Raw genomic sequence first — 25385 nt, forward strand, 5'->3', positions numbered from 1 at the left:
TTGAAAATTGTCAGCCTGTAAACTGCAACGTCTGCAGGCCGACCACGCATATCAGCAGCAAGCAATAGTTCTCAGGTAGCCAGCCACTGATTTCCACTTTCGCGAGGAAACAGTGAAAAAAATACACTCGAAACACTACGGCATTCTTTTACTCGGTGTTGCCTATAGCGCATTCATCGCGGGCATTCCCGCGGCCTATGCGCAATCGGCGGGCGGTACACAGCAGAGTGCAGAAGCGGGCGACAAGTCACAAGACAAGAAGGTTCCAGGCTCTGTAGAGCTTCAGCCGATTATCATCAGTGCAGGCGTGGACATGGACGCGCCCTATCTGACGCCGGGCGGTGTCAGCGTCATCGATGGCAATATCGTGCAGGAAAAATACGGTGGCGATGCTAACGCAATCGTTCGCTCCATGCCCGGCACTTTCACGCGTATCTCATCGAGCCAGCCGGGTGTTGCGGTTAATATTCGTGGCTTTGAATCCGATGGTCGCATCAATACCATGATAGATGGTGTGCCGCAGATGTTCAGAAACACCGCAGGTCATGCTTCGACCGGTGGAGAACTGCTCTATATCGATACCAACCTTCTAGCGGGCGTGGGTGCAGAGCGCGGTGCTGTAAACGGTGCCCATGGAATGGGATCGCTTGCCGGGGCGGTCAATTTCAGGACGATTGATTTTGAAGATGTGGTCCTTGAAGGACAGGATCAGGGCGTCAAGACAATCATGAAGGCCGGAAATAACGGCTTCGGGCTTTCAGGCATGATTGCCGGTGGCGCAAGGACCAATATCCCTGGATCGGGAACGGCGTCGATTGTTGGTGCTTTCAGCTATAGCGATCGCGAAAACTACCGCCGAGGAGACGGTGTTTACAATACGCCGGATGCGAGCAACAAGCCGGGTTCGGGTTTGCTGAAGTTTCATTTTCAGCCAGACGATGTGCATGATCTGAAACTCGGCGCACGATGGTACAAGAACCACTTTCTGGTTTCGGGCTATGAGTGGGGCGTAACGAACTCCACTTACACGGCCAACTATACCTATAATCCGGATAGTGACTGGATCGATTTGAAGGTCAACGCTTATTATAACCGCACGGATATGTCTTACGATCCGACGACCGGCGGTTCTTATCGGCAGCGTCAGACGCGTGACAATGGCTATGGTTTCGATGTCACGAACACCAGCCGCTTTGACATCACCGACGCCATCAGTGCGCGATGGGAATATGGCGCGGCCTATTCTTCGGACGATTACAAGGTCAATAATTATCGTGGGGCAAACCCTCCCGGCAGAATGCAAAAAGCGCGTGCATTCACAGACCTTACTTTGTCGAGCGGCATCTTTGAGCTGAGCACAGGGCTAAATTACGACTACTGGACCCTGAGTGGGCACCAAAGTCCTTGCACCGCCAATGTCGGTTTCTGCCCACCAACGGGCGGTAATGTCGATGTGTCACGAAGTGAAAACGCGTTAAATCCGAAGATTACTCTTTCCGCCAAGCCGCTGGATTGGTTGCAGCCCTACGTCACCTATGCTCACACGTTCCGGCCTCCATCGGCGCGCGAAGCGCTTTGGGCACTGGTTCCAATCGGCGCTGGCATTGGTGGTGGCCAGTTCTCCAACTTCTACCTCGATCCGGAAAAGTCTCGCGGATGGGAGTTCGGCACGAATGTCATTAAAGATGACGTATTGCTGGCAGGCGACGCATTACGCTTGAAGGTGAACTACTTCCGCTACGATATCGAAAACTATATCGTCAACAATATCATCAGCCTGCCGGGCGATCCGTATGAACGGGCAATCTGGGTCAATGTGCCCGGAACCACCCACTCACGCGGCTTCGAAATCGAAGGCGGTTATGATGCGCGGTTTGCCTATGTGAACTTGTCTTATACCCATGCAACCAACGATCAGCCAGTTGGGTGGGGTGCAGGCATCGGCAATGGCGACTCGACATTCCTGCCGGAAGACTATGTTACCGCCGATGTCGGCGTTCGTGCATTTGATGAAGCTCTGACGGTCGGTGCCACGATGAATTATGTTGGCGGCAGTCGCTACGCAGTTGGATTTGGCGATACCGAGAAGAAGGAAGCCTATACGCTTTACAATCTCTATGCCTCGTACAAGTTCAACAAACACGCGACCGCTTTCATGAACGTCGAGAACCTGACGGATGTGGCGTATAGCCCAGCTGTATCGGGTGAAATGGCTGACAAAACAGGGCGCGGGCGCACCTTTATGGTGGGGCTCACAACCCAGTTCTGACCTGCAAAAATGAAAATCAGATGGCTGGCGTAATGTCAGCCGTCTGAACTTAGAGCTCGATAGGGACTGTGACCACGACTTTCAGACCCGGATCGTTGTTGAGTTCTTCCATCTCGCCACCAAGTCCCAACACAATGGCATTGAGCATTTTGCTGCCAAAGCCGACACGGCTTCGTGTCTTGCCCGTTCCATTATCAGCCACGATCAGACGCGCCTGATTGAAATGCTGATCAAGCGTAACCCAAGTTGGTCCCGGCGCACCATCATAGGCATATTTATTCGCGTTGGTCACAAGCTCGGAATAGACCAGACCGATATTGATTGCACGGTCGGCATTGATCAGCACATGCGAGAGCCTGCTTGTATGGCGGCTGCGCCATTCCTCGCCCATCGATTGAAACAGTTCGTTCGACAGTTCGTCGAGATAGCGGGCTAGATCAACTGAGCCGACATAGCTGTCGGAATAAAGACGGCGGTGGACGAGTGCCACCGCGGCAATACGGCTGCGGGCATCCGTCAAATATTGCGTAATCAACGGATCGTCGGTTTCCCGCATTTGCATACCAAGGAAGGTCGAAACGAGCTGAAGACTGTTCTGGACGCGGTGATTGATTTCCTTCATCAGAAAATCTTTTTGTTCCAGAAGCTTATCCTGCTGTTCCAGAGTACGCTGCAATTCGCGGTTCAGCTTGTCGATCCGACGGCGCTGATAGGCCTCATGAATGACGCGGCTAATGCGATGCATCGCATCGATCTTATTAAAATTCCAATAGCGTGAGCGACCATGCACTTCTTCCGACCAGGCTTCAAACGAGGCCCGTGGCGTGAGAGGTGTTGAGGCAGAACCGGACGTATCCTTATGAGGATTGCCGGCCCATTCGACGATCTGCACTTTTTCGGCGCGCGACCAGATCAGAAATACATCTTCATCCAAATGCAGTTTCAACACGGCAATGCCGCTGGCAATCGGAATGATATGTTGCGGCAGATCTTTATGACGACCCATTTCATGTGAATGAAACAGCCCGTCCTTGAACCTGTTGTGGACCAGATCAAGGATGATGCGCAGATCGGAAATATCGGGCGATGCACCGGACCGCGCCGCAAGCTTTCCATTGGAAACGACGGCAAAGCCATCCGCAATCATCATCTGCCGCAGATTATCCGCGGTTTCGGCAAGGCGCTCTTCGAGTGGTGCGTTAATCAGGAGTGCTTCGACCAGTCGGTCTTCATGGGAACGCAGCCGCAACCGCTCGCGGGCATTTTCTGCTTCATCCTTCGATTTCATCTGTCGGGCGAGGCTGGCGGCCAGCGCACGGGCTGATGCACGCGTTGCGAATGGCATAGAAAGCGGCGCAACATTGTGGCAGGCAATGAGGCCCCAGAGTACGCCATCCTTGATGATGGAGACTGATGCGCTCGCGCCAACGCCCATATTCTGCAGATATTGCAGGTGAATGGGGGACACGCTACGCAGGGCTACATCGCTCAAATCCAGCGGCTGCTGAGGTTCTTCCCCGTACCATCTCAGGGGAGCCGGAACATAGGACGAGTCTGGAATGACGCGCACGCGATTGCGGAGATAAAGAGCCCTCGCCTGTTTGGGGATGTCGCTGGCAGGAAAGTGATGGTTGAGAAAAGAAGGGTAATTGTCGTTGCCATCTTCAGCTACCACAACGCCGGACGCATCTTCGAGAAACTGATAGATCATTACGCGGTCAAAACCGGTCAGTTTGCGGAATGCTACGACAGCTTTTTGAAAAAGCGTCCTGATGTCGGGTGCCGCTTCAAACTGATAAGCCACCGCCTCAAGACCAGACAGGGACTGTTCAGGCGTAACAAATGAATGCAGAGCGGGTTCTATTTCGACCAGCAGATATTCGTTGAGGATATGACCGAGAAGATCAAAGGTTTCCTCGCCAATGATGAGCTTACCCAGAATGATTTCATCGGCTCGCGGCGCTTTTGCGGCGAGCGCCAATGCATCGAATTGCAATAAATCATCGAGGTTCTGGCCGTGCCATACCTCGCCAAAATAGGCTTCCAATTGCCCGGCGCCACCGACGATGAGACCGCTCTGCAACTCTGCTATGAGCAGCATTCCATGGGGTTGAATAGATCCGGGTATATGAATTGGTTCGCGGTCGCAGGCAGTCTGATCAAGCGGGCTGTCTGGCGACATGGTTGAAGACCTTTTGATAATTATACTCAAAGGCACCGAATGCTGCGATGGCTGCAAATTTGCAGCGCTCTTCATCATCGTCATCAAAGGGCGTTATATCGATCAAATTAAGTGTTTGCTGCCATGAACGCAAATTTGTCATCTGTCGGTCGAGATGCCGGGCACCGAACTCTTTCGTGAAGCCGAGCTTGGCAACTTGTTCTGCGCGATCCTGAACCCGGATGGCGGATGCCTCCAGCACATAGAGTGTCCCGATAATGGTTGGCAGATCGACCGGCTCGGTCGCCCGCTTGAACTTCAATGTCTCAGGTGGCAGGCAATCGGGAAAGTCATTAATATCATTGGTCAGATCAGGCTCGATCCTGCGTTCGTTCCATTGCGGCAGAAGAGCTTGGATGTGGCTTGTTTCAAGCATGGATTCCAGCAAAAGGCGGCTTGCAAGCGTGGCCTGCAAATAATTTCTGTAGGAAGCTTCTGAACCAAACATGGACAGATCGCTGCACAGAGCATCGACTCGATTATGATGAGGATCGGTGGCTGATTTTAATCGCCAATACCGCCCCGACGTCACTTTATGGAACATTAAAGAAATTCACTCCGCCTAAATCTGGAGTGTACGAAAGCTAAAAATTCAGACGCACGTCTCCGGGCGCTTTAACGCAGCAGATGCAATTTTGTTCCGAAATATTTGGGTGGTGTCCGCAAATAAATAGATGTTGCGCAAGCCAGGAAAAGCTTGAACCGGATGATGTGCCTGAGAAGAAGCCAAAAGCCGAAAAGCGTCTAAGCGCTTGAAGGTAATACTAAATTTAAGGCTTGGAGTTCGAATGGTGGGCGTAACAGGGATTGAACCTGTGACCCCTACAATGTCAATGTAGTGCTCTCCCGCTGAGCTATACGCCCATTCGATGTGGCGCATACACCATATAGCGTTGCGCCCGTCAATGCCCTTTTTTGAAGTTTTTTATTCTTTTTGTTGAATACCTTATCAAAGGCCGGGAAAGCCGCTGGTCGCCTTAGGCGGCGATCAGCATTTTTTCAATTTCGTTCACGAGATCGCGGAGGTGGAAAGGCTTGGAAAGCACTTTCGCATCGCGCGGGGCGTCCGAATCGGGATTGAGGGCCACTGCGGCAAAGCCCGTAATGAACATGATCTTCAGATCAGGATCTATTTCAGTTGCGCGGCGCGCAAGCTCGATGCCATCCATTTCTGGCATGACGATATCGGTCAACAGCAGCGAGAATGGCTCCTCGCGCAGTCTTTCATAGGCGCTGGCACCGTTATCGAAATGAGTAACGTGATAGCCCGCCTTTTCCAGCGCCTTCACAAGGAAACGACGCATATCGTTGTCGTCTTCAGCTAGCAGAATTCTTTTCATGGGTCCGTCCGAATTTCTCGCCGCCGGTTCGTGTCTTCTGGACACATTTGACGACTCAGTTTTCACACTAGAAAACGCTTTTTTGGTAAATATGAAATGAATGCTCTCGCAAATGTTAATTGTTATGGCCAGTGTTTGGCAACAAGCTGTTATGTGTTACAGCTTTGCATCGTTTGAACGGCCTGCCAAGAGGAGGAAGGGCTTGCTCTCAAACATTGGATATTGCATCACGCCGGACTATTATAAGATACTGCTTTAACAGTGTAATTATCTTATGACCGGTCGTCCAAAGGCAGTCGAGACGGGTTGAAGTATGAGTCTGGAACGTGATTTTCATCTGATGCCCCCTTTCGAGGTCTGTGCACCAGCGCAGCAGCGCATTCCTTTCGTTTTCAATTCTCCCCATAGCGGTCGAGCCTATCCCAAGTCATTTCTTGAAGAATCGCGACTGGATTCGCTTGCCATTCGTTATTCCGAAGATTGCTACGTCGATGAGCTTTTTGCAGCCGTGCCGCGCCTTGGCGCGCCTTTGCTCAAGGCGCATTTCCCGCGCGCCTTTCTCGACGTGAATCGTGAGCCATACGAGCTTGATCCGCGAATGTTTGCGGAGCCTCTGCCGCCTTATGTGAACAGCCAGTCGGCGCGTGTGGCGGGTGGTCTGGGCACTGTGCCGCGTCTGGTCGGCGAGGGGCAGCTTATTTATCCTGGCCGCATATCGCTTGAAGAGGCCTATTATCGTATCGAGGAGCTTTATAAGCCCTATCACCGTGCGCTGGATGGTCTGCTTCAGTCGACCCATGAGCGCTTTGGCTATTCGGTTCTGATCGATTGCCACTCAATGCCGGGCGGCACGCGTTCTGGCGATGTTGGCGGGCGGCCTGATTTCATCATAGGTGATCGTTTCGGTCGATCCTGCAGCGAGCAGCTGACGCAGGCGGCAATCGAGTTGCTGCGCGGCCTTGGTTACACTGTTGCACACAACAAGCCTTATGCGGGTGGGTTTATCACCGAGCATTATGGCAGACCTGCTGCAGCCTGTTACGCGTTGCAGATCGAGATCAATCGCAGTCTCTATATGAATGAGCAGACCTTGCAGAAGCTTGTCGGCTTCGATGCGCTATGCGCCGATCTCTATCAGTTCCTGAGCGATCTCACATCCTTGCCGGATGAACTTCTGGTCGTGCCACCGCTTGCAGCTGAATAGCTGTCGGTTGCTCTAACGCTTTATATTTACAGCATAATTTCACCTTAAATTGGTTCAGATTTAAGGAATTATGCTGTAGCAAAGAAAATCTATCATCAAATGCATATAAAAAGAGCCGCGCTCCAAGAAGAAAGCGCGGCCAAAGACTAGGGAGGAAATGCCCCGAAAGGCACCGACAGGACAGCCTGTCTGACCTTTAAGCTACGCGGCAAAGCCTTATGCGTCAAGGATTTACGCATATTTTTTGTGCTAAAAAATGGACAGCTCAAATTGTGAGCAATATTAGGACGAGATGCACATCAATGCATCATCTTATGGAAACGGGAGATTGGGATTGCTGATTGATAAGGCATTTTTTTCCGAAGTCGCTTCGGTCGCAGCTGCTGAAACCTTGCCACGGTTTCGCCAGTTCAACGAGATCGACAACAAATACACTTCGGGATTTGATCCGGTCACGGAAGCCGACCGTGCTGCAGAACGCGCGATTCGTGCAGTCATCGGGCGCGAGTTTCCAGATCACGGCATTCTTGGCGAAGAATATGGCCCTGAAAATATCGATCGCAGTCATGTCTGGGTGATCGACCCGGTTGATGGCACCCGCGCGTTCATCTCTGGTCTGCCTGTCTGGGGAACGCTGGTCGGCCTGACGGTCGATGGTGACGCAAAGGCTGGCATGATGTCCCAGCCTTTCACGGGTGAGCTGTTTTACGGCGATGCCAATGGTTCTTATCTGCTCCGCGAAGGTGCAGAACCACGTCGGCTTTCTGTGCGCGCTCAGGCAAAGCTTGAAGATGCGACGATGTTCACCACCACGCCAGCCCTTTTCAAGGGCGATCTGCGTAAGGGCTTTGACCGACTGGAAAATGCGGTGCGTCTGTCGCGTTACGGCGTTGATTGCTATGCCTTTGCGATGCTGGCAAGTGGCTTTGCCGATATCGTCGTGGAAGCGGGCCTTCAGCCTTATGATATCGTGGCGCTCATTCCAATCATCGAGCAGGCGGGTGGCGTTGTCACGCAGCGTGACGGCGGCCCGGCAGAAAAGGGCGGTGATGTTGTTGCCGCAGCTTCACCAGCACTGCACAAGGCCGCTCTTGATTTGCTGAACAGCTGATCGTCAGGCCTTGTCTGGATTTGCAGGCTCTATGCTCTCTGGAAGCGCTTCAATTTCCGATGAGCCGGGAATGAAAGCGTCGAAAGCGGCAAGAGCCTGCTCTCGATAGAAATCGGCTTCCTGAAGCAATTCATGGCGAGCGCCGTCGATGACGACGAGCGAGACGTTGCGTGTGCGCGCAGCAAAGCGCTCAATAGCTGTGGTCGAGACGACCTTGTCAGCACCTGCAGCAATAACCAGCACAGGCACTGTCGGCCCGTCATAGAAACCGGGCTGATGAATACGGGCTGCGGCTGCAAGCGCATTGCCGATCCAGTTGATCGTCGGTCCGCCAAGCGCCAGCTCTGGATGTTTTCGCACCACAGCCATATTGCGTTCAAAGCGTTCAGGATCATTGGTCAGTGGGTTGTTTTCAAAGGGCCTTTCACCGCGCAAGCGCCCACCGGCGGCATAATTCCGGCCCATTCCCAGCCAGCGCAAGGTCGTTGCCATGAAGCGCATTTTGGTGTCGCCGGATTGTGATGGACGCAAACCCATTAATGGCGCGCACAGCACGATACGGGTCACGCGCGATGCCAGTTTGTGAATCGATGAATAGGTAATCAGTGCGCCTGCCGAATGCGCCAGCACATAGAAGGGTGGTGGACAATCAGGCAGCACGATCTCTGTCAGAAACTGATCGAGATCGTCAGTATAGTCGCTGAAACTCCGAACATAGCCGCGCAGCCGGTCTTTGAGCAGCCGCTGCGAACCACCCTGGCCCCGCCAGTCGAGCGTTGCGACCGTGAACCTGCGTCTGGCCAGATCCGAGATGGTTTCAAAGTATTTTTCGATAAACTCGTTGCGGCCCTGCAGCAGAATAATGGTTCCGCGCGACGGTTTTGTTTCGGGCCTCATAATGGCGTAGCGCAGATCCAGGCCATCTTTCGACTTGAACTGTCCTGATTTTGTCCCTGCGGGAATGGGGTTCGCGTCGGTTTCAAAAAGAAGTTCAGGCATTCAAGCTGCGGCCCCAATTATAGCATTTCCAGCAAAAGTGCGAAGCGGTTTTGCGTCGGATAATGCGTAAAAACAAATAGTTACAGTGGTTCCAACGATTCATTTCTAACTGGAACCGCTGTAAATTCACACACCAGTATAGTCGGATAAAGAATGATAAAAAGTAACCGGAAGTTTGCAAGCAAACTTCCGGTTCAGGAAACAACCAGTGCAAGGGACGTTACACTGGCTGATCTTTCCAAATCAGAGAATATTACCAGCCGCGACCAACGCGGCGTTCATCGATGATGCGACCACTGAAAGCATCGACCACAACGATTACGCGGCGGCCATTCGGGCGGGTTGCCTTGACGAGATAAGCTCCGCGTTCACGGCGCATATCGCCGACATCGTAGCCGCGGCGCTGTAGTGAGCGCGAAATCTGGCGTGGGCCGAGTGTTTCGGGGCGTCCATAGCCGTCACCCCAGCCGGGTCCGCGACCCGGGCCTCTATCATATCCGCGATCTGGACCGTCCCAACCTGGACGTGGTCCGCCGCGTGGCGGCATTGGTGGACGATAACCATCATCGTCGTAATACTGAACCTGAACACGCAGGCCGTTATCAGCTGCATGGGACGTAGTCGCAATTCCGGTCGCGACGGTGGCAAGTGCGGCAAAAGCAAGAAAAGCTTTTTTCATAACCGTAATCCTTTGATGAACCCGCCTCTCAGCAGGCATAGTGGGACAATAGCCCCAAGCATCTGAACGCTCGCCGAAGATGATGTTCATTTTGGGTTCATTGGATGGCGTAACCCCCAATTTCCGGGGTCCAAGCGATCAGGAGTTGTTACGCTAAGTGATAAGCCGTGTAACTATATTCTCGACTTTCACGCGCGGCCCCGACAGCGTTTTATGCAAGACACAATAAAATCAGCCTTGAAATGAAAAAGGGGCATTCCCAATTAAGTTTTGCGGTCGCCGATAACGGGACCGCCGGCACGAAGAATTCGCCAGAATGGGAGTTCTGCCGCCAAACCAATGCATTATGTCGCTCTTAAGGAGGGCTTACACATGCGTCACGTTGATTTTTCCCCGCTCTATCGTTCCACCGTTGGTTTCGACCGTCTTTTCTCCTCGATGCTCGACACGCTCGCATCGCCAGAAGGTTCGCAGTCGTATCCGCCATATAACATTGAGCGGACCGGTGAGAACACCTATCGCATCACCATGGCCGTTGCAGGCTTTTCGGAAAGCGAACTCGAAATCGAAGCCCATCGCAATCAGTTGACCGTGAAGGGCCAGAAGGCCGAGAACGATGCTTCTGAAACCGGTGAAGTGCTTTATCGCGGCATTGCTTCGCGTGCTTTCGAGCGCCGCTTCCAGCTTGCAGACTTTGTTGAAGTCGCTGGCGCCAGCCTCAAGAATGGCTTGCTCCATATCGATCTCAAGCGCGAAATCCCTGAACAGATGAAGCCGCGCAAGATTGAAGTCAGCAAAGCATCGGTTGGTGAAGCCCAGCAGATCGAAACGAAAACTGCCCACTAATCTCTGCTGAAGACTATATATAAAGAAAGCGGCGCATTAAGCGCCGCTTTTTTGCTTTTGGGATACGCGCTCTAAGCGATAAGCTTGCCGAACTGATCGACTTCTTCTTCGGTATTGGCAAAGCTCGTGACGAAGCGCGCGAAGATTTCGCCCTCGCTGATACGGTTGACTTCCGAATGCGGCGGGTTCCAGTCATAGAAGATCGCACCCGCACTGCGCAGGCGGTCATAGACTGACTGTTTCATGATCGCGAAAACCTCGTTGGCTTCCGGTTTCCACGCGAGCCGCATCTGGCTGGATGCATCGATGTGACGGGCGAGACGCGCGGAGAGCGCATTGGAATGCTTTGCAAGGTCAATCCAGAGATCGTCTGCAAGATAGGCATCAAACTGTGCTGCAATAAAGCGCGTCTTTGAGAAAAGCTGTGCTGCACGTTTACGGATGAAAGGCAGGTCGCGTGCGCGGGCAGGGTCCATAAAGACCAGCGCTTCTGCGCACCAGCAACCATTCTTGGTGCCGCCAAAGGAAACAATATCGACGCCCTGTTTCCATGTCATTTCGGCTGGCGTCATATCAAGGGATACAAGCGCGTTTGCAAAACGTGCGCCGTCCATATGCAGAGGCAGGCCCGCATCGCGGCAAATCTGCGAGATCGTCGCGATATGTTCAGGCTGATACAGTGTGCCGACTTCTGTGGCCTGCGTGATGCTGACCGCCATCGGCTGACCGGCATGAACGAAAGCCGGATTGAACCGCTTGAGTTCGCGCTTGAGTAATTCAGGATCGATACGTCCCATTGCGCCATCAATCGGATGCAGACGCGCGCCGCCGGTGAAATATTCAGGCGCACCGCATTCATCTTCGATCACATGCGCTTCGCGATGGACGAGTGAAACGCCGCCCGGACGGTTGACGCTGGCGAGCGCCAAGGAGTTGGCCGCCGTGCCTGTGCCGACAAAGAAGACCGCGACTTCACGCTCGAACAATTCGTTGAAACGCTGTTCAACGCGTTTGTCGATTTCGCTGGCGCCATAGGCTGCAGCAAATCCGTTTGCATGAAGGGAAAGACTCTCAGCGATTTTCGGGTGGGCGCCTGCCCAATTGTCTGAAGCAAAATGCACGATGTTCTCCGCTGGCGGTAGGACCTTATAGCAAAGGTCTATAACCGGACTCGGTAACAGGCGTAAGGCCTGTTGACGCTAAAAAGCGAGCAGCATCTGTCACTTTTTAGAGCTTCCCGTGAGGAGCGCCAGGCGCGCCAAACTGACGCAACTAGCATCAAACGTAATTAAATGATGCAATAGTGAATATCTGCGACACTTTGTTTCGCAATTGGCTCGAAAAAATCATGTTTCCATCTTGTGAGCTAATTTGAATTCTGTCATACGTGATTAGGACAGCAATGCTGACTAATTCACCCTTGCTGTCCAATTCATCACTGTGATCGTCAGGTTTCTTGTCAAAGCATCCGTCAGTTGCAGAAAGAAAGTGCCGCGCGGATCGGGATAACCCGGCAGAATGCGATGCTTAATGAGACAGGGGAGTTTGGTGCGCCGCAATGCGGGCCGAGGTCGCTTGTCGAGCCTGAAAGACTAAGGCGCCAAAACAATATTCCTTTCGATGGCTGTGCCATCGGCCCCGGAACGTCGTCCAACGCCTTTTCGATAAGGCTTTCCATACACAGACTAAAGTGCGTCCCAAAAAGTGCGAAGCGGTTTTTGGATCAGACGCACGGCGAGACACAGCGCATCCCGAAAAGTGCGAAGCGGTTTTCGGATGAGATGCGCGACTAAAACAGTTCGGAACGAATAGCCGTTCCGGTTCATTATCGTATCGCGCAGGGTTGCGCGCTCACTGGAGGGAATGACGATGCCGCATTTGACGCCATCTGTATCGCATGTGGATTTACACAACGGTCAGAACGGAACGGTCAAAGCTGCGACCAATTCCACCAACGCAACCCGAAAAACGCGAACTTCGGCGGGTACTCCCCCCGCCCAAGGTCTCTATGATCCACGCAACGAACGCGACGCCTGCGGCGTTGGCTTCATTGCGCATATGAAGGGTCAGAAGTCGCATCAAGTTGTCGAAAACGGCCTCAAGATGCTTGAAAATCTCACCCATCGTGGTGCGGTTGGCGCCGACCCTCTGATGGGCGACGGTGCGGGCATTCTGGTGCAGATTCCAGATCGCTTTTTCCGCGAAGAAATGGCGCGTCAGGGCATCGACCTGCCGCAACCGGGCCATTATGCCGTAGGCTATCTCTTCATGCCACGCGATGCGGAATTGCGCGCGCATATCGAAGAGATCATCAAGGAAGTCATCGCTGCTGAAGGCCAGACCTTCATCGGCTTCCGTCAGGTTCCGGTTGATAATGAGTCTTTGTCGAAGGCTCCTGAAATTGCCGCGACCGAACCTTTCCATGTTCAGGTTTTCATCGGCCGTAGCGCGACTATTGAAACCGACGATGATTTTGAACGTCGCCTGTTCGTGCTGCGCAAGGTCATTTCCAACCGCATTTATCAGGAAAATGAGGGCGACGATAAGGGCTTCTATATCGTCTCCATGTCGGCGCGCACCGTTGTATATAAGGGCATGTTCCTGGCCTATCAGGTTGGTGCCTACTACAACGACCTGAAAGATCCGCGCTTTGAAAGTGCTGTGGCGCTCGTTCACCAGCGCTTTTCGACCAACACTTTCCCGTCATGGCGTCTGGCGCATCCATATCGCATGGTTGCGCATAACGGCGAAATCAACACGCTGCGCGGCAACGTCAACTGGATGGCTGCCCGCCAGGCATCGGTGGATTCGGAGCTGTTCGGCAACGATATTTCCAAGCTTTGGCCGATTTCCTACGAAGGCCAGTCAGACACCGCCTGCTTCGATAACGCGCTCGAATTCCTGCATCAGGGTGGCTACAGCCTCGCACATGCGATGATGATGCTGATCCCGGAAGCATGGTCGGGCAACAAGCTGATGTCGGACGAACGCCGCGCGTTCTACGAATATCATGCGGCCCTCATGGAGCCATGGGATGGTCCTGCTGCCGTAGCCTTTACCGATGGTCGCCAGATTGGTGCGACGCTGGACCGTAACGGTCTGCGTCCGGCCCGTTATATTGTGACTGACGATGATTTCGTCATTCTGGCTTCGGAAGCAGGAGTTCTGCCTGTCGAAGAGAAGAAGGTCGTCAAGAAGTGGCGTCTTCAGCCAGGCCGTATGCTGCTGATCGATATGGAAGAAGGCCGCATCGTTTCGGATGAGGAAATCAAGTCACAGATCGCACAGAAGCATCCTTACAAGCAGTGGCTTTCCAACACGCAGCTTATTCTGGAAGACCTGAACCCGGTTGAGCCTCGCGCGCTGCGCAAGGATGTAAGCCTCCTCGACCGTCAGCAGTCATTCGGTTACAGCCAGGAAGACACCAAGCTTCTGATGTCACCAATGGCCACAACTGGTCAGGAAGCCATCGGTTCGATGGGTACGGATACGCCGATTTCGGCCATGTCCGACAAGTCGAAGCTGCTCTACACCTATTTCAAGCAGAACTTCGCGCAGGTCACGAACCCGCCGATTGATCCGATCCGTGAAGAGCTGGTGATGAGCCTTGTCTCCTTCATCGGACCGCGCCCAAATATTTTCGATCTTGTTGGCACATCGCGCCGCAAGCGTCTGGAAGTGCGTCAGCCGATCCTGACCAATGGCGATCTCGAAAAGATCCGCTCCATCGGTCACACGGAAGATCGCTTCGATACCAAGACGCTCGACATCACCTATAATGTCGGCGAAGGCGCTAACGGTATGCAGGGCGCGATTGAACGCCTGTGCGACCGTGCGGAAGCAGCGGTTCATGGCGGTTATAACATCGTCATCCTGTCGGATCGTCAGGTTGGTCCGGATCGCATTCCAATCCCGGCTCTGCTGGCAACGGCTGCTGTTCACCATCACCTGATCCGCAAGGGTCTTCGTACATCGGTCGGTCTTGTCGTTGAATCGGGTGAACCGCGCGAAGTGCATCATTTCGCCTGCCTCGCAGGCTATGGTGCCGAAGCTATCAACCCGTATCTCGCATTCGACACGCTGCTCGATATGCATCGCCGTCGCGAATTTCCGCCGGAAGTCGATGAATATGAAGTGGTCAAGCGCTACATCAAGTCGATCGGCAAGGGCATTCTCAAGGTCATGTCCAAGATGGGCATCTCGACCTACCAGTCCTATTGTGGCGCGCAGATTTTTGATGCGGTCGGCCTGCAGACGAGCTTTGTCGATCAGTTCTTCTTCGGCACGGCAACGAGCATCGAAGGCGTTGGTCTTGACGAAATTGCGGAAGAAACCGTGCGTCGCCACACCGATGCGTTCGGCAACGACCCGGTTCTGCTGACAGCGCTCGAAGTTGGTGGCGAATATGCCTACCGTATGCGTGGCGAAGCACACCTCTGGTCGCCGGATGCGGTAGCGAAACTGCAGCACGCCGTTCGTACTTCGAACCCCGACACATTCACCGAATATACGTCCATGCTCGACTCCAAGGCGGCGCAGGCAAAGACCATTCGTGGCTTGTTTGATATTCGCTTTGCGGAAGCAAGCGGGCGCAAGCCGGTTGCCATTGAAGAGGTTGAATCGGCGGTCGATATCGTCAAGCGCTTCTCGACGGGCGCGATGTCGTTCGGCTCGATCTCGCGTGAAGCTCACACCACGCTTGCGCGTGCGATGAACGCCATTGGCGGCAAGTCAAACACGGGTGAGGGCGGTGAAGAGCCGGATCGTTTCTATCCGCTGCCGGATGGTACGCCAAACCCAGAACGCTCTGCGATCAAGCAGGTGGCATCGGGCCGCTTCGGTGTGACGACGGAATATCTGGTCAACTCCGATCTCATCCAGATCAAGGTTGCGCAGGGTGCAAAGCCGGGTGAAGGCGGTCAGCTGCCGGGCCATAAGGTCGATGCGACCATCGCCAAGACACGTCACTCGACGCCGGGCGTTGGCCTCATTTCACCTCCACCACACCATGACATCTACTCGATCGAAGATCTGGCACAGCTGATCTATGATCTGAAGAACGTCAATCCGGCAGCTGATATTTCCGTTAAGCTGGTTTCGGAAGTGGGTGTTGGTACGGTTGCGGCCGGTGTTGCCAAGGCACGCGCTGACCACATCACAGTGTCCGGCTATGATGGCGGAACGGGTGCGTCTCCGCTCACCTCATTGAAGCACGCTGGTTCGCCATGGGAAATCGGCCTTGCCGAAACCCATCAGACGCTGGTGTTGAACGGTCTTCGTTCACGCATTGCGCTGCAGGTCGATGGCGGTCTTCGGACCGGTCGCGACGTGGTGATCGGTGCGCTGCTCGGTGCCGACGAGTTCGGTTTCTCGACCGCTCCGCTGATTGCCGCTGGCTGCATCATGATGCGCAAGTGCCATCTCAACACCTGCCCTGTGGGCGTTGCCACGCAGGACCCTGTTCTGCGCAAGCGCTTCAAGGGCACGCCTGAGCATGTCATCAACTTCTTCTTCTATCTGGCAGAAGAAGTTCGCGCATTGCTGGCAGCCATGGGCTTCACCAAGCTTGAGCAGATTATCGGCGAAACGGAACTGCTCGAAAAGCAGACCATGATCGATCATTGGAAGGCCAAGGGTCTCGACTTCAGCCGTATCTTCTACAAGCCGGAAGCCGAGAAGCACGAAATCTTCTGGACCGAACGTCAGCATCATCCGATTGAAGATGTTCTGGATCGGACGCTGATTGCTCAGGCCATGCCTGCGCTTGAAAACAAGACGCCGGTCAAGATCGATGTCGACATCAAGAACGTCGACCGTTCGGCAGGTGCGATGCTTTCGGGTGAAGTGGCCAAGCGTTTCCGCCACAAGGGTCTGCCGGATGACACCATTGCCGTTACCCTGCGCGGTACGGCTGGCCAGTCCTTTGGTGCCTTCCTTGCACGCGGTGTCTCGTTTGAACTGATTGGCGATGGCAACGACTATATCGGCAAGGGTCTTTCTGGCGGTCGCATTGTCATACGCCCGCCAGAAGACACGCGTATTGTGGCTGAAAACTCGATTATCGCAGGCAATACCGTGCTTTACGGTGCGCTTGAAGGCGAGTGCTATTTCCGCGGTGTGGCAGGCGAGCGTTTCGCAGTGCGTAACTCCGGTGCGGTCACGGTTGTCGAAGGCGTGGGTGATCACGGCTGCGAATATATGACGGGCGGTGTGGTTGTCGTTATCGGTCAGACTGGCCGTAACTTTGCAGCCGGCATGTCGGGTGGTGTTGCCTATGTGCTGGATGAAGAAGGTGACTTCGCACAGCGCTGCAATATGGCGATGGTCGAGCTGGAACCGGTGCCGGAAGAGGATGACATCCTCGAAAAGCTGCACCATCACGGCGGCGACCTGATGCACAAGGGCCGTGTGGATGTATCGGCAAACATGACGCGCCACGACGAAGAACGTCTGGTGCAGCTGATTGCCAACCATCTGCATTACACCGGCTCTACGCGTGCCAAAGACATTCTCGATAATTGGGAGAGCTATCGCCCGAAATTCGTGAAGGTCATGCCGGTCGAATATCGTCGCGCTCTCGAAGAGATGGAGCGCATGCAGATCGGCGTTGCAGCGGAATAAAACTCATAATCAAGACGCGGTGCTTGTGCGCCTGAAATGGCGAATAGTACCGCGATAGGAGCATGGAATAATGGGTAAGGTTACTGGTTTTCTTGAGGTTGATCGGCAGGTAGCAAAGTACCAGCCAGCATCGGATCGCATTCGTCACTTCCGCGAATTCACGCTTCCCATGACGGATGGTGAAGTGCAGAAGCAGGCGGCACGCTGCATGGATTGCGGCATCCCGTTCTGCCACGGTCCAACGGGCTGCCCTGTGCACAATCAGATCCCGGACTGGAACGATCTCGTCTATAACAACAACTGGGATCAGGCGATCCGCAACCTGCATCTGACTAACAACTTCCCGGAATTCACGGGTCGTGTTTGTCCGGCGCCTTGTGAAGAAGCCTGCACGCTGAACCTTGAAGATGCGCCAGTTGCGATCAAGACCGTTGAACAGGCACTGGGCGATAAGGCCTATGAGCTTGGCTATATCGTTCCGCAGCCAGCAGCGCAGAAGACCGGCAAGTCGGTCGCGATCATCGGTTCTGGCCCGGCAGGTCTTGCTGCCGCACAGCAGCTGGCACGCGCTGGTCACATGGTCGATGTCTATGAACGCGAAAGCCGTCCGGGTGGTCTGCTGCGTTATGGTATTCCTGACTTCAAGATGGAAAAGCACCTGATCGACCGTCGCGTCACGCAGATGGAAGGTGAGGGCGTCCGCTTCCTTTGCGGCGTAAATATCGGCGTCGACAAGCCGCTGCGCGGTCTGCTTGATACCTATGATGCCGTGCTATATTCGGGCGGTTCTGAAAAGCCGCGTCCAGCCGGTATTCCGGGTGCAGACCTTGAAGGCGTGCATGATGCCATGCCTTACCTCGTTCAGCAGAACCGTCGTGTTGGCCGCGAAAACATTGAATCGGTCGCATGGCACGAAGCGCCAATCCTTGCCGGTGGCAAGCATATCGTCGTTGTCGGCGGTGGTGATACGGCTTCTGACTGTGTAGGCACGGCTTTCCGTCAGGGCGCGGTCAATGTCACGCAGCTCGATATTCGCCCGCAGCCGCCTGAAAGAGAAGACAAGCTGAGCGTCTGGCCTTATTGGGCAACCAAGATGCGTACGTCTTCCAGTCAGGCTGAAGGTGCTAATCGCGAGTTTCAGGTGGCAACGCTTGAATTCATCGGCGAAGACGGCAAACTCACTCACGTGAAGTGCTGCCAGGTTGATGAAAAGCGCAAGCCGATTGCTGGCTCTGAGTTCTTCATCAAGGCTGATCTTGCTTTCATCGCCATCGGCTTCTTCGGTCCGGGCGAAGACAGCGTGGTGAAGGAACTTGGCGATAAGCTCGAAATCGCAACGGATCGTCGCGGTGGGACTTCCGTGAAGGCCAATGAGCAAGACTATCGCACCAATGTCGACAAGCTCTATGCAGCAGGCGATGTGCGCCGTGGTCAGTCGCTTGTTGTCTGGGCAATTCGTGAAGGCCGTCAAGCAGCTCATGCTATCGACGCAGATCTGATGGGATCGTCCGTATTGCCTCGGTAATTAAAACGTCGTCTCAATAAAAAGCCCGGCTTTAAGCCGGGCTTTTTTTGCTTTTTATGTTAGCTTTGCTGGCGCTTCTTGCGAATTGCCAGATAGACAATGCCTAAGAACACAAACCAGATCGGTGTTACTTTGAGTGCCGCTGCCGTGTCCTGTTCCTGTGCCAGCGCCCAGAGAATGAAGGCAAAGAAGGCAAAGACCATGACGACGGAAGCGCGTCCACCCGGCAGCTTGAAGGTCGACTTTTCATGCAGATCAGGACGCTTGCGGCGATACTGAAGATAAGACGCAAGAATGATCGACCAGATGAAGATGAAGAGAAGCGCTGAAATCGTCGTGACGATGGTAAAGGCTTCAATGATGCTCTGGCCTGCATAAAGCAGCACAACGCCTGCAAGCAGGAAGATGCATGAGAAGAACAGCGCATTCACCGGCACCTTGCGGCTGTTAAGCTTGCCGAGTGTCTGCGGTGCGAGGCGTGATGTTGCCAGACCATAGATCATACGCGAGGTCGAGTAGATGCCGGAATTGGCGCTCGACGTTGCCGAAGTCAGCACCACGAAGTTGACGACATGGGCGGCAATGCCAAGTCCTGCCAGCGAGAACATGGCCACGAACGGGCTGGAGTTTGGATCGACCTGATCCCACGGAATGACCGTGATGATCACGAACAGGGCACCCACATAGAACAGCACGACACGGATCGGGATCGAATTGATTGCCTTTGGCAGATTGCGCGTCGGGTTTTCAGTTTCAGCCGCAGCCGTACCAACCAGCTCGATACCCACGAAAGCGAAAACCGCGATCTGGAAGCCTGCCACGAAGCCGAAGAAGCCGTTCGGGAAGAACCCGCCATTCGCCCACAGATGCGTGACCGAAGCCTGCGTACCATTTGGCAGCGTGAAATTCGTGATCAGCATATAGGCGCCAGCCAGAATAAGCGCGACGATTGCAACGATCTTGATCAGCGCAAACCAGAATTCGATTTCACCGAAGTTGCGCACGTTTGGCAAGTTCAGCAGCAGCAACACGCCGATCAGGCCAAGCGCCGGAATCCACAGAGCCAGTTCCGGATACCAGAACGATACATAGCCCGAAACAGCCACCACATCGGCAATGCCGGTTACAATCCAGCAAAGCCAGTAGGTCCAGCCAGTGAAGAACTGTGCCCATGGGCCGAGATAGTCGCCTGCGAAATCAGCGAATGAGCGATATTCGAGATTGGACAGCAGGATTTCACCCAGCGCACGCATCACGAAGAACAGCATGAAGCCGATGATCGCATAGACCAGCAGAATGGATGGTCCCGCGAGCGAGATAGTCTTGCCCGAACCCATGAAAAGGCCCGTGCCGATTGCGCCACCAATGGCAATCAGCTGGAGATGTCGATTGGTGAGATTGCGTGCAAGATGGGGTTCCTCCTCCCGGTTGTTCTCAACGGGAGGCTTCGATGCAATATTCATTCAGATGCCTCTTATGCATTGCGGTCGCGTCGGGGACGCACCCTCAAAATCATGCCCGGAACGGACAACAGGCTTCTGATAGACGAGGAAATCTGTAATGTGAACTAAGAGAAATATAGCAATTAGGCGAAGAAATGCCGCACATTTCACCGCATTTTCAGTAAAATATGGTCTGCTAGGCCATTATTCTGATTAAGTATCAGGGATTTACGCTTTTTTGCGGCCAGCTGAAGTCATCTGCCCTGCCGGGAGCAGTTTTTCGCTCTGCTGACGGCTTTTTCTCATCCTTTTTGCGCGATGCCAGCGTTCCGCCCAGCAAAACCCCGCTATTGTCGCGGTCAATGTCACGCAGACTCACCGGCGCAATGCGATCAACCGGCTTGGAAGGGTCCTGTTTTCCGGCGGTGGGCAGCAATTGCTCATTGTCGCGAATGTCGCCGAAAAGCGCCTTTAGAGGCTTCTCTGCATAGAAAGCGAGTTTTCGTTTGCCGGCAGTGGTGGTGTTGATCCCATCATTACCACGCAGACGCGCTGTCTGACCGTTGATGTCGAAGCCGGTCTGGCTGAAATTGCCTTCTTCATCGACAAAACCGTCCCAAACATCGACAAACTTCGCGCCTGCCTTTTCGGATGTGGTGCGATAGATTTCATTGAGCGCAAGCATATCCTGCGACATGCCGCGTGGCCGGAACGGTGGCTGGCCAACCCATATCAGTGGATATTTCTTATCCGTGATTTCCTTCATGAACTTGGAAACGCGGCTTTGATATTCCGCAGTCCATTCGGGCGAGCGGGCCGCAAGACTTTGCCCTTTGGCGGTGATCGCCTGTCGGTCGTTTGAACCGATCATCACGACGACAGCGGCGGGCTTTTCTTCTTCGAGTATCTTGCCGATGCTGGCAGGCCAATCAAAATGGTCGTCGCGGACAAAGCCTGATGAGCCGTTGATACGGCTGACGATCCGCAAATCCGGATTGGCTGCAAAGGCAACGTCGAGCCCTTCCGCAAGACCATTGCCGATGAAGTCACCTACCACGAGAACCTTTTTGGCATCCGGCTTCTTTTCAACGAAATTGACTTCGGGCTGCGGGGCAGGCGCGGGGGCTGAGCGGGCTGCGGGCGTTGCTTTTGGGGCGCGCTTGGGTTTGGCCGGGCGCACACGTTGTGGTTTTGGCTGCTCATATTGCTGCTGTGGCTGTGCCTTCTTGGGGCCGAACAGCAGGTCGAAAATTGTGCGTGGGCGTTCCTGTGCCGATGCTGATGACAAGGCAGTGAGAACAATGGCGAAGGCAACGAGCATCGTTGCTAAAACGCTGAAAGCCGTGTTTTTGAACTGCTTTGCGTGCATTGTTCTTACCTTCCTGCTTCCAGAATTGTAGCGCCCATCGCCAAAAAGAAAAAGGAGCGTACATCAAATGTACGCTCCATCGCTTTAAAGCGGCTTTTAACGGCGGCGGAGAACCGAAAGCACTTCCGCGCTTGGATGGCCGTCTGGCTGCAAGCCATTGCGCTGCTGGAACGCTTCAATTGCCTTGCGCGAAGTTGAGCCGATCTTGCCGTCGATCTTGCCGTCGTAGTAACCGAGCGCCTTGAGATGCGTCTGCAATTCTTCACGCTCATTCATGGTGATTGGCGTGAAAGGACGGTTCCAGTCCTGACGCAGGCCCTGATAACCACCAATGCGATCTGCAAGCAGGCCGACGGCGAGTGCATATTTATCGGCGTTGTTATAGCGCTTGATGACGAAGAAGTTCTTGCCCATCAGGAAGGCTGGACCCTGACGGCCGTCGAGAACTTTCAGAGTAACCTTCTCATTGGCGTCCGGGAATGGACGGCCATTGGCGCGGACGACACCGAGCTTCTGCCATTCAGCAGCCGAAAGTGAACCGGATGGGAACTTGCGTCCAGCTGGAAGCTGAACTTCATAACCCCATGTGCGGCCCGGCTGCCAGCCATTGCGGTGCAGAAGGTTTGCGGCGGTACCAAGAGCATCGGGAACCGAATTCCAGATATCGCGCTTGCCATTGCCATCCATGTCGACTGCATAGGCCTGATAGCTTGTCGGGATGAACTGGGTATGACCCATCGCGCCTGCCCAAGAGCCGGTCAGATGTCCGCGGTCGATGTCGCCGGTCTGGAGAATTTTCATGGCGGCGATCAACTGCGTGCGGCCAAACTTGGCGCGGCGCTGATCGGCATAGGCGAGCGTCGCCAGCGAGCGGATCGTGTCCATCATAACGTCGTCGCGCTTGAGGATTTCGCCGTAATTGCTTTCCATCGACCAGATGGCCAGCAGGATATTGCGATCAACCGAGAAGCGCTGTTCGATGCGCTGGAGCCATGGGCCCCATTTTTTCGCCATGCTCTGGCCCACAGCCACGGAATGCTCATTCACGCGGTTGTCGATATAGTTCCAGACAGGCTCGTTGAACTCCGGCTGAAAGCGCGCTTTGCGCAGTACTTCCGGATCGGGCGAATCGACGCCTCGAAACGCACGGTCGAATGTCGATGGCGATACGCCATTCTGAACAGCCGTGGTGCGGAAACTGGAAACCCATTTTCGGAAATTGGCATCAGCGAAAGCGCTGCCAGTCGTCAGCCCAGATGCAAGCATTGCCACCGCAACGGTTGCTGTAATCTTGGCGCGCATTCCTCGTCCCAGAGTGAATGGAAATCGCAGCATTCTGTGTTTCCCTTCTGCAATCATATTTTGCCGTGCCTAACGGCGAGTTGCCTTTCATGCCGAGCCTGTTTCAGTCAGATTGCATTAAGTCGCTAATACTATCCAGTGTTGAATTTGGGGCCGACCCTGATGAGGTTTAAAATTATAGGCTTCAGGTTAGCATTTGGTTTACCATGGCGCGATTTACGAAAAAAATTGCCTGAACTTTTATGAAATATTTGAATCAAGTAAGATTAAGGTCAGGTCATCGAATGTGATAAGGAAAAAGACGGAATTTCGTCATTCCTTAATGAAAACGCCCTATTTGAAATGCAATGGTTTCAATGCTTTGATAGCACAACGCTGTTTGTAACAAATCGAGGAGACGAATGAGTTCGATCCGCAAAATCCGTAAGGCAGTATTCCCGGTCGCCGGTCTTGGGACCCGCTTTCTTCCAGCGACAAAGTCCATCCCCAAGGAAATGCTTACCGTCGTCGACAAGCCAGTCATCCAGTATGTGGTGGACGAGGCCCGCGAGGCCGGTATCGAACATCTGATTTTCGTCACCGGACGCAACAAGGCCGTCATCGAAGACTATTTCGACGCACAGGTTGAGCTTTATTCCACGCTTGCCGAACGCGGCAAGAAGGCTGAGCTTGAGCATCTGCAGGAATTGCAGCCGCAGCCAGGCACCACCAGCTTCACCCGTCAGCAGGTTCCACTCGGCCTTGGCCATGCGGTCTGGTGCGCACGCGAACTGGTCGGCGATGAGCCTTTCGCACTGCTTCTGCCAGATATGGTCATGCAGTCGAAGAAGGGTTGCCTCAAGGAAATGGTCGAGCTTTATGAGCAGACCGGCGGCAATGTGATTGCTGTGCAGGAATGCGATCCTGAAGAAGCCCATAAATACGGCATCGTCGGCAAGGGCAATGCGATCGGCAGCGGCTTTGAGATCAACCAGATGGTTGAAAAGCCAGCCAAGGGCACCGCACCCTCCAATCTCTATATCAATGGCCGCTACATTCTTCAGCCGGAAATCTTTGAACTGCTGAGCAAGCAGGAAAAGGGTGCTGGCAATGAAATCCAGCTGACGGACGCCATGCTCAAGCTTGCCGATCAGCAGAAGTTCTTCGGCTTCGATTACCATGGCCGGACATTCGACTGCGGCTCGAAGTCGGGCTTCATCGAAGCAAACGTGGCTTTTGCCCTGTGGCGTAAGGATATCCGCCCAACGGTCGAAGTTTCGATTGCCGATCTGCTCAAGACGATCAAGCCGGAATAGGCCAGACGGACATCCAGAACCAAGAAAACCCCGCTTTCAAATGTGAAGCGGGGTTTTTTGTTTATAGCATTGCCAGCAAAAGCGCGAAGCGGTTTTGCGTCGGATAGTGCATAAAAATAAACAGTTACAGCGGTTCCAACGATCCAATCTTAACTGGAACCGCTGTAATGTGACTTGTGGTCCCCCTGGCCAGCTCTCGTGGTCAATTCTCTTGGCCAGCTCTCTTGGCATGAAATTCGCTTCCTTAAACACGACAAGGCGAAAGCATGATCGGGAATATGACGGCAGCAAACCAGCATCTAAGGGCGCTTTCATCACAGCGCGTTAACGGGATTGGGCGATTGTCGCTTCAGTTCAAGGATGGCCGTACCCGAATTGCAGAGCTTTATCAGGAGGGTGCTGCAAAAATCCGTATGCCACGGGCTGCAACTGATCCTCTTGAGGCTATCCTCATAAACACATCGGGCGGTTTAACTGGCGGTGATCGCCTGAATTGGCAGATGGAACTGGCCAAAAATACATCAGCTATCATCACGAACCAAGCCTGCGAACGTATCTATCGCGCGAGCGATGATGAGGCTCGCATCACCACAAGTATCAAGCTTGCAGACGGCACACGTCTTGCATGGCTCCCACAGGAAACAATTCTGTTCAACCAGTCGGCGCTATCGCGGAGGCTGGAGATCGAAATGGCTGCAAGTGCTGAACTGCTGCTGGTGGAAACAACGGTTTTCGGACGGCTTGCAATGGGAGAAAGCGTCGAGCAAGCGCAGTTTCGAGATCGCTGGCGCGTGCGGGTTGGAGACCGGCTGGTTCATGCCGAAGAGTTCTGCATTGGCCCCGATGTCGCCGCGCAATTGAACAGCCGTGCGGTAACCGATGGTGCTTTGGCGATAGCGACAATCCTGATGATTGGAAAGCAGCCAGAACGCCACCTCGATAAAGCCCGGACGGTTGTGGGTGAGGATGGGGGATGCAGCATCACCGAGACTGCTGGCGTTGCGAAGCTTTTGATCCGGCTTATGGCGCCGGACAGCTATTCGCTTCGCAAGCGATTGGTGCCTCTGCTGACGCTGCTTAATGGAAAGGCACAACTGCCTAAAGTTTGGTCAATTTAAACCCGGCACGAGCTCAGGTTTTATGCAGGACGATTTGGAACAGG

General features: G+C 54.0%; 17 protein-coding genes and 1 tRNA gene. 8 read left to right on the forward strand and 10 right to left on the reverse strand.

The features are described 5' to 3' along the window. The first annotated feature begins 112 nt into the window (after positions 1–112). Positions 113–2269 carry a TonB-dependent receptor domain-containing protein gene (locus tag RT142_RS16065; protein ID WP_079213219.1) on the forward strand — a complete coding sequence of 719 codons (2157 nt, stop codon included), beginning with the start codon at positions 113–115 and terminating at the stop codon, positions 2267–2269. A gap of 49 nt (positions 2270–2318) precedes the next feature. Here RT142_RS16065 and RT142_RS16070 read toward each other — a convergent pair whose 3' ends face one another. The 4 genes from RT142_RS16070 to cpdR form a co-directional block, all read right to left on the reverse strand. After that, positions 2319–4451 (reverse strand): histidine kinase dimerization/phosphoacceptor domain -containing protein, encoded by a 2133-nt coding sequence (locus RT142_RS16070; protein ID WP_313029919.1) that lies wholly within the window; start codon positions 4449–4451, stop codon positions 2319–2321. Beyond that, positions 4429–4938: a hypothetical protein gene (locus RT142_RS16075; RefSeq protein WP_313029921.1), complete on the reverse strand. Its 510-nt coding sequence runs from the start codon at positions 4936–4938 to the stop codon at positions 4429–4431. Before RT142_RS16075 ends, RT142_RS16070 begins: the two co-directional genes overlap by 23 nt. 341 nt (positions 4939–5279) lie before the next feature. Further along, positions 5280–5354, reverse strand: a tRNA-Val gene (locus RT142_RS16080). A 113-nt stretch (positions 5355–5467) separates the two neighbouring features. Beyond that, positions 5468–5830 carry a cell cycle two-component system response regulator CpdR gene (gene cpdR / locus RT142_RS16085; protein ID WP_007877205.1) on the reverse strand — a complete coding sequence of 121 codons (363 nt, stop codon included), beginning with the start codon at positions 5828–5830 and terminating at the stop codon, positions 5468–5470. Between the two features lie 313 nt (positions 5831–6143). Here cpdR and RT142_RS16090 point away from each other — a divergent pair, with 313 nt between their 5' ends. Further along, positions 6144–7034: an N-formylglutamate amidohydrolase gene (locus RT142_RS16090; RefSeq protein ID WP_094543642.1), complete on the forward strand. Its 891-nt coding sequence runs from the start codon at positions 6144–6146 to the stop codon at positions 7032–7034. Positions 7035–7368: 334 nt separating this feature from the next. Then, positions 7369–8145, forward strand: a complete 777-nt coding sequence (gene hisN, locus RT142_RS16095; protein ID WP_094543641.1) for a histidinol-phosphatase — start codon at positions 7369–7371, stop codon at positions 8143–8145. A gap of 3 nt (positions 8146–8148) precedes the next feature. Here the strand turns inward: hisN and RT142_RS16100 are convergent, their stop codons facing one another. After that, on the reverse strand, positions 8149–9144 hold the full coding sequence (locus RT142_RS16100; RefSeq protein ID WP_313029927.1) for an alpha/beta hydrolase: 996 nt from the start codon (positions 9142–9144) through the stop codon (positions 8149–8151). Between the two features lie 253 nt (positions 9145–9397). Beyond that, on the reverse strand, positions 9398–9823 hold the full coding sequence (locus RT142_RS16105; RefSeq protein WP_007877195.1) for a PepSY domain-containing protein: 426 nt from the start codon (positions 9821–9823) through the stop codon (positions 9398–9400). Between the two features lie 372 nt (positions 9824–10195). Between RT142_RS16105 and RT142_RS16110 the strand changes: the two genes are divergently transcribed. Continuing rightward, a complete protein-coding gene (locus RT142_RS16110; RefSeq protein WP_007877193.1) occupies positions 10196–10669 on the forward strand; it encodes an Hsp20 family protein in 474 nt (157 codons plus the stop codon). A 71-nt stretch (positions 10670–10740) separates the two neighbouring features. Here RT142_RS16110 and RT142_RS16115 read toward each other — a convergent pair whose 3' ends face one another. Then, positions 10741–11790, reverse strand: coding sequence for a threonine aldolase family protein (locus RT142_RS16115; protein ID WP_007877192.1), 1050 nt, complete (start codon positions 11788–11790; stop codon positions 10741–10743). Positions 11791–12538: 748 nt separating this feature from the next. Here RT142_RS16115 and gltB point away from each other — a divergent pair. Together gltB and RT142_RS16125 are read left to right on the forward strand one after the other, a co-directional pair. Further along, entirely contained in the window at positions 12539–17290 is a 4752-nt protein-coding gene (gene gltB / locus RT142_RS16120; protein ID WP_007877189.1) for a glutamate synthase large subunit, read from the forward strand. A 70-nt stretch (positions 17291–17360) separates the two neighbouring features. Beyond that, entirely contained in the window at positions 17361–18815 is a 1455-nt protein-coding gene (locus RT142_RS16125) for a glutamate synthase subunit beta (RefSeq protein ID WP_007877187.1), read from the forward strand. 59 nt (positions 18816–18874) lie between these two features. On the opposite strand, the gene RT142_RS16130 is transcribed toward RT142_RS16125, so the two are convergent. The 3 genes from RT142_RS16130 to RT142_RS16140 all read right to left on the reverse strand — a co-directional run bounded on the left by RT142_RS16130 (position 18875) and on the right by RT142_RS16140 (position 22961). Further along, positions 18875–20278, reverse strand: a complete 1404-nt coding sequence (locus RT142_RS16130; RefSeq protein ID WP_064321384.1) for an amino acid permease — start codon at positions 20276–20278, stop codon at positions 18875–18877. Positions 20279–20477: 199 nt separating this feature from the next. Beyond that, entirely contained in the window at positions 20478–21626 is a 1149-nt protein-coding gene (locus tag RT142_RS16135; protein WP_313029935.1) for a DUF459 domain-containing protein, read from the reverse strand. Positions 21627–21722: 96 nt separating this feature from the next. Further along, entirely contained in the window at positions 21723–22961 is a 1239-nt protein-coding gene (locus RT142_RS16140; RefSeq protein ID WP_007877180.1) for a lytic murein transglycosylase, read from the reverse strand. Positions 22962–23329: 368 nt separating this feature from the next. Here RT142_RS16140 and galU point away from each other — a divergent pair, with 368 nt between their 5' ends. Beyond that, a complete protein-coding gene (gene galU / locus RT142_RS16145) occupies positions 23330–24223 on the forward strand; it encodes a UTP--glucose-1-phosphate uridylyltransferase GalU (RefSeq protein ID WP_207442119.1) in 894 nt (297 codons plus the stop codon). A gap of 278 nt (positions 24224–24501) precedes the next feature. Continuing rightward, positions 24502–25341 carry an urease accessory protein UreD gene (locus RT142_RS16150; RefSeq protein ID WP_409558586.1) on the forward strand — a complete coding sequence of 280 codons (840 nt, stop codon included), beginning with the start codon at positions 24502–24504 and terminating at the stop codon, positions 25339–25341. Positions 25342–25385 lie beyond the last annotated feature (44 nt).

It is taken from the genome of Brucella sp. (assembly GCF_032066345.1).
Taxonomy (GTDB): domain Bacteria; phylum Pseudomonadota; class Alphaproteobacteria; order Rhizobiales; family Rhizobiaceae; genus Brucella; species Brucella pseudogrignonensis.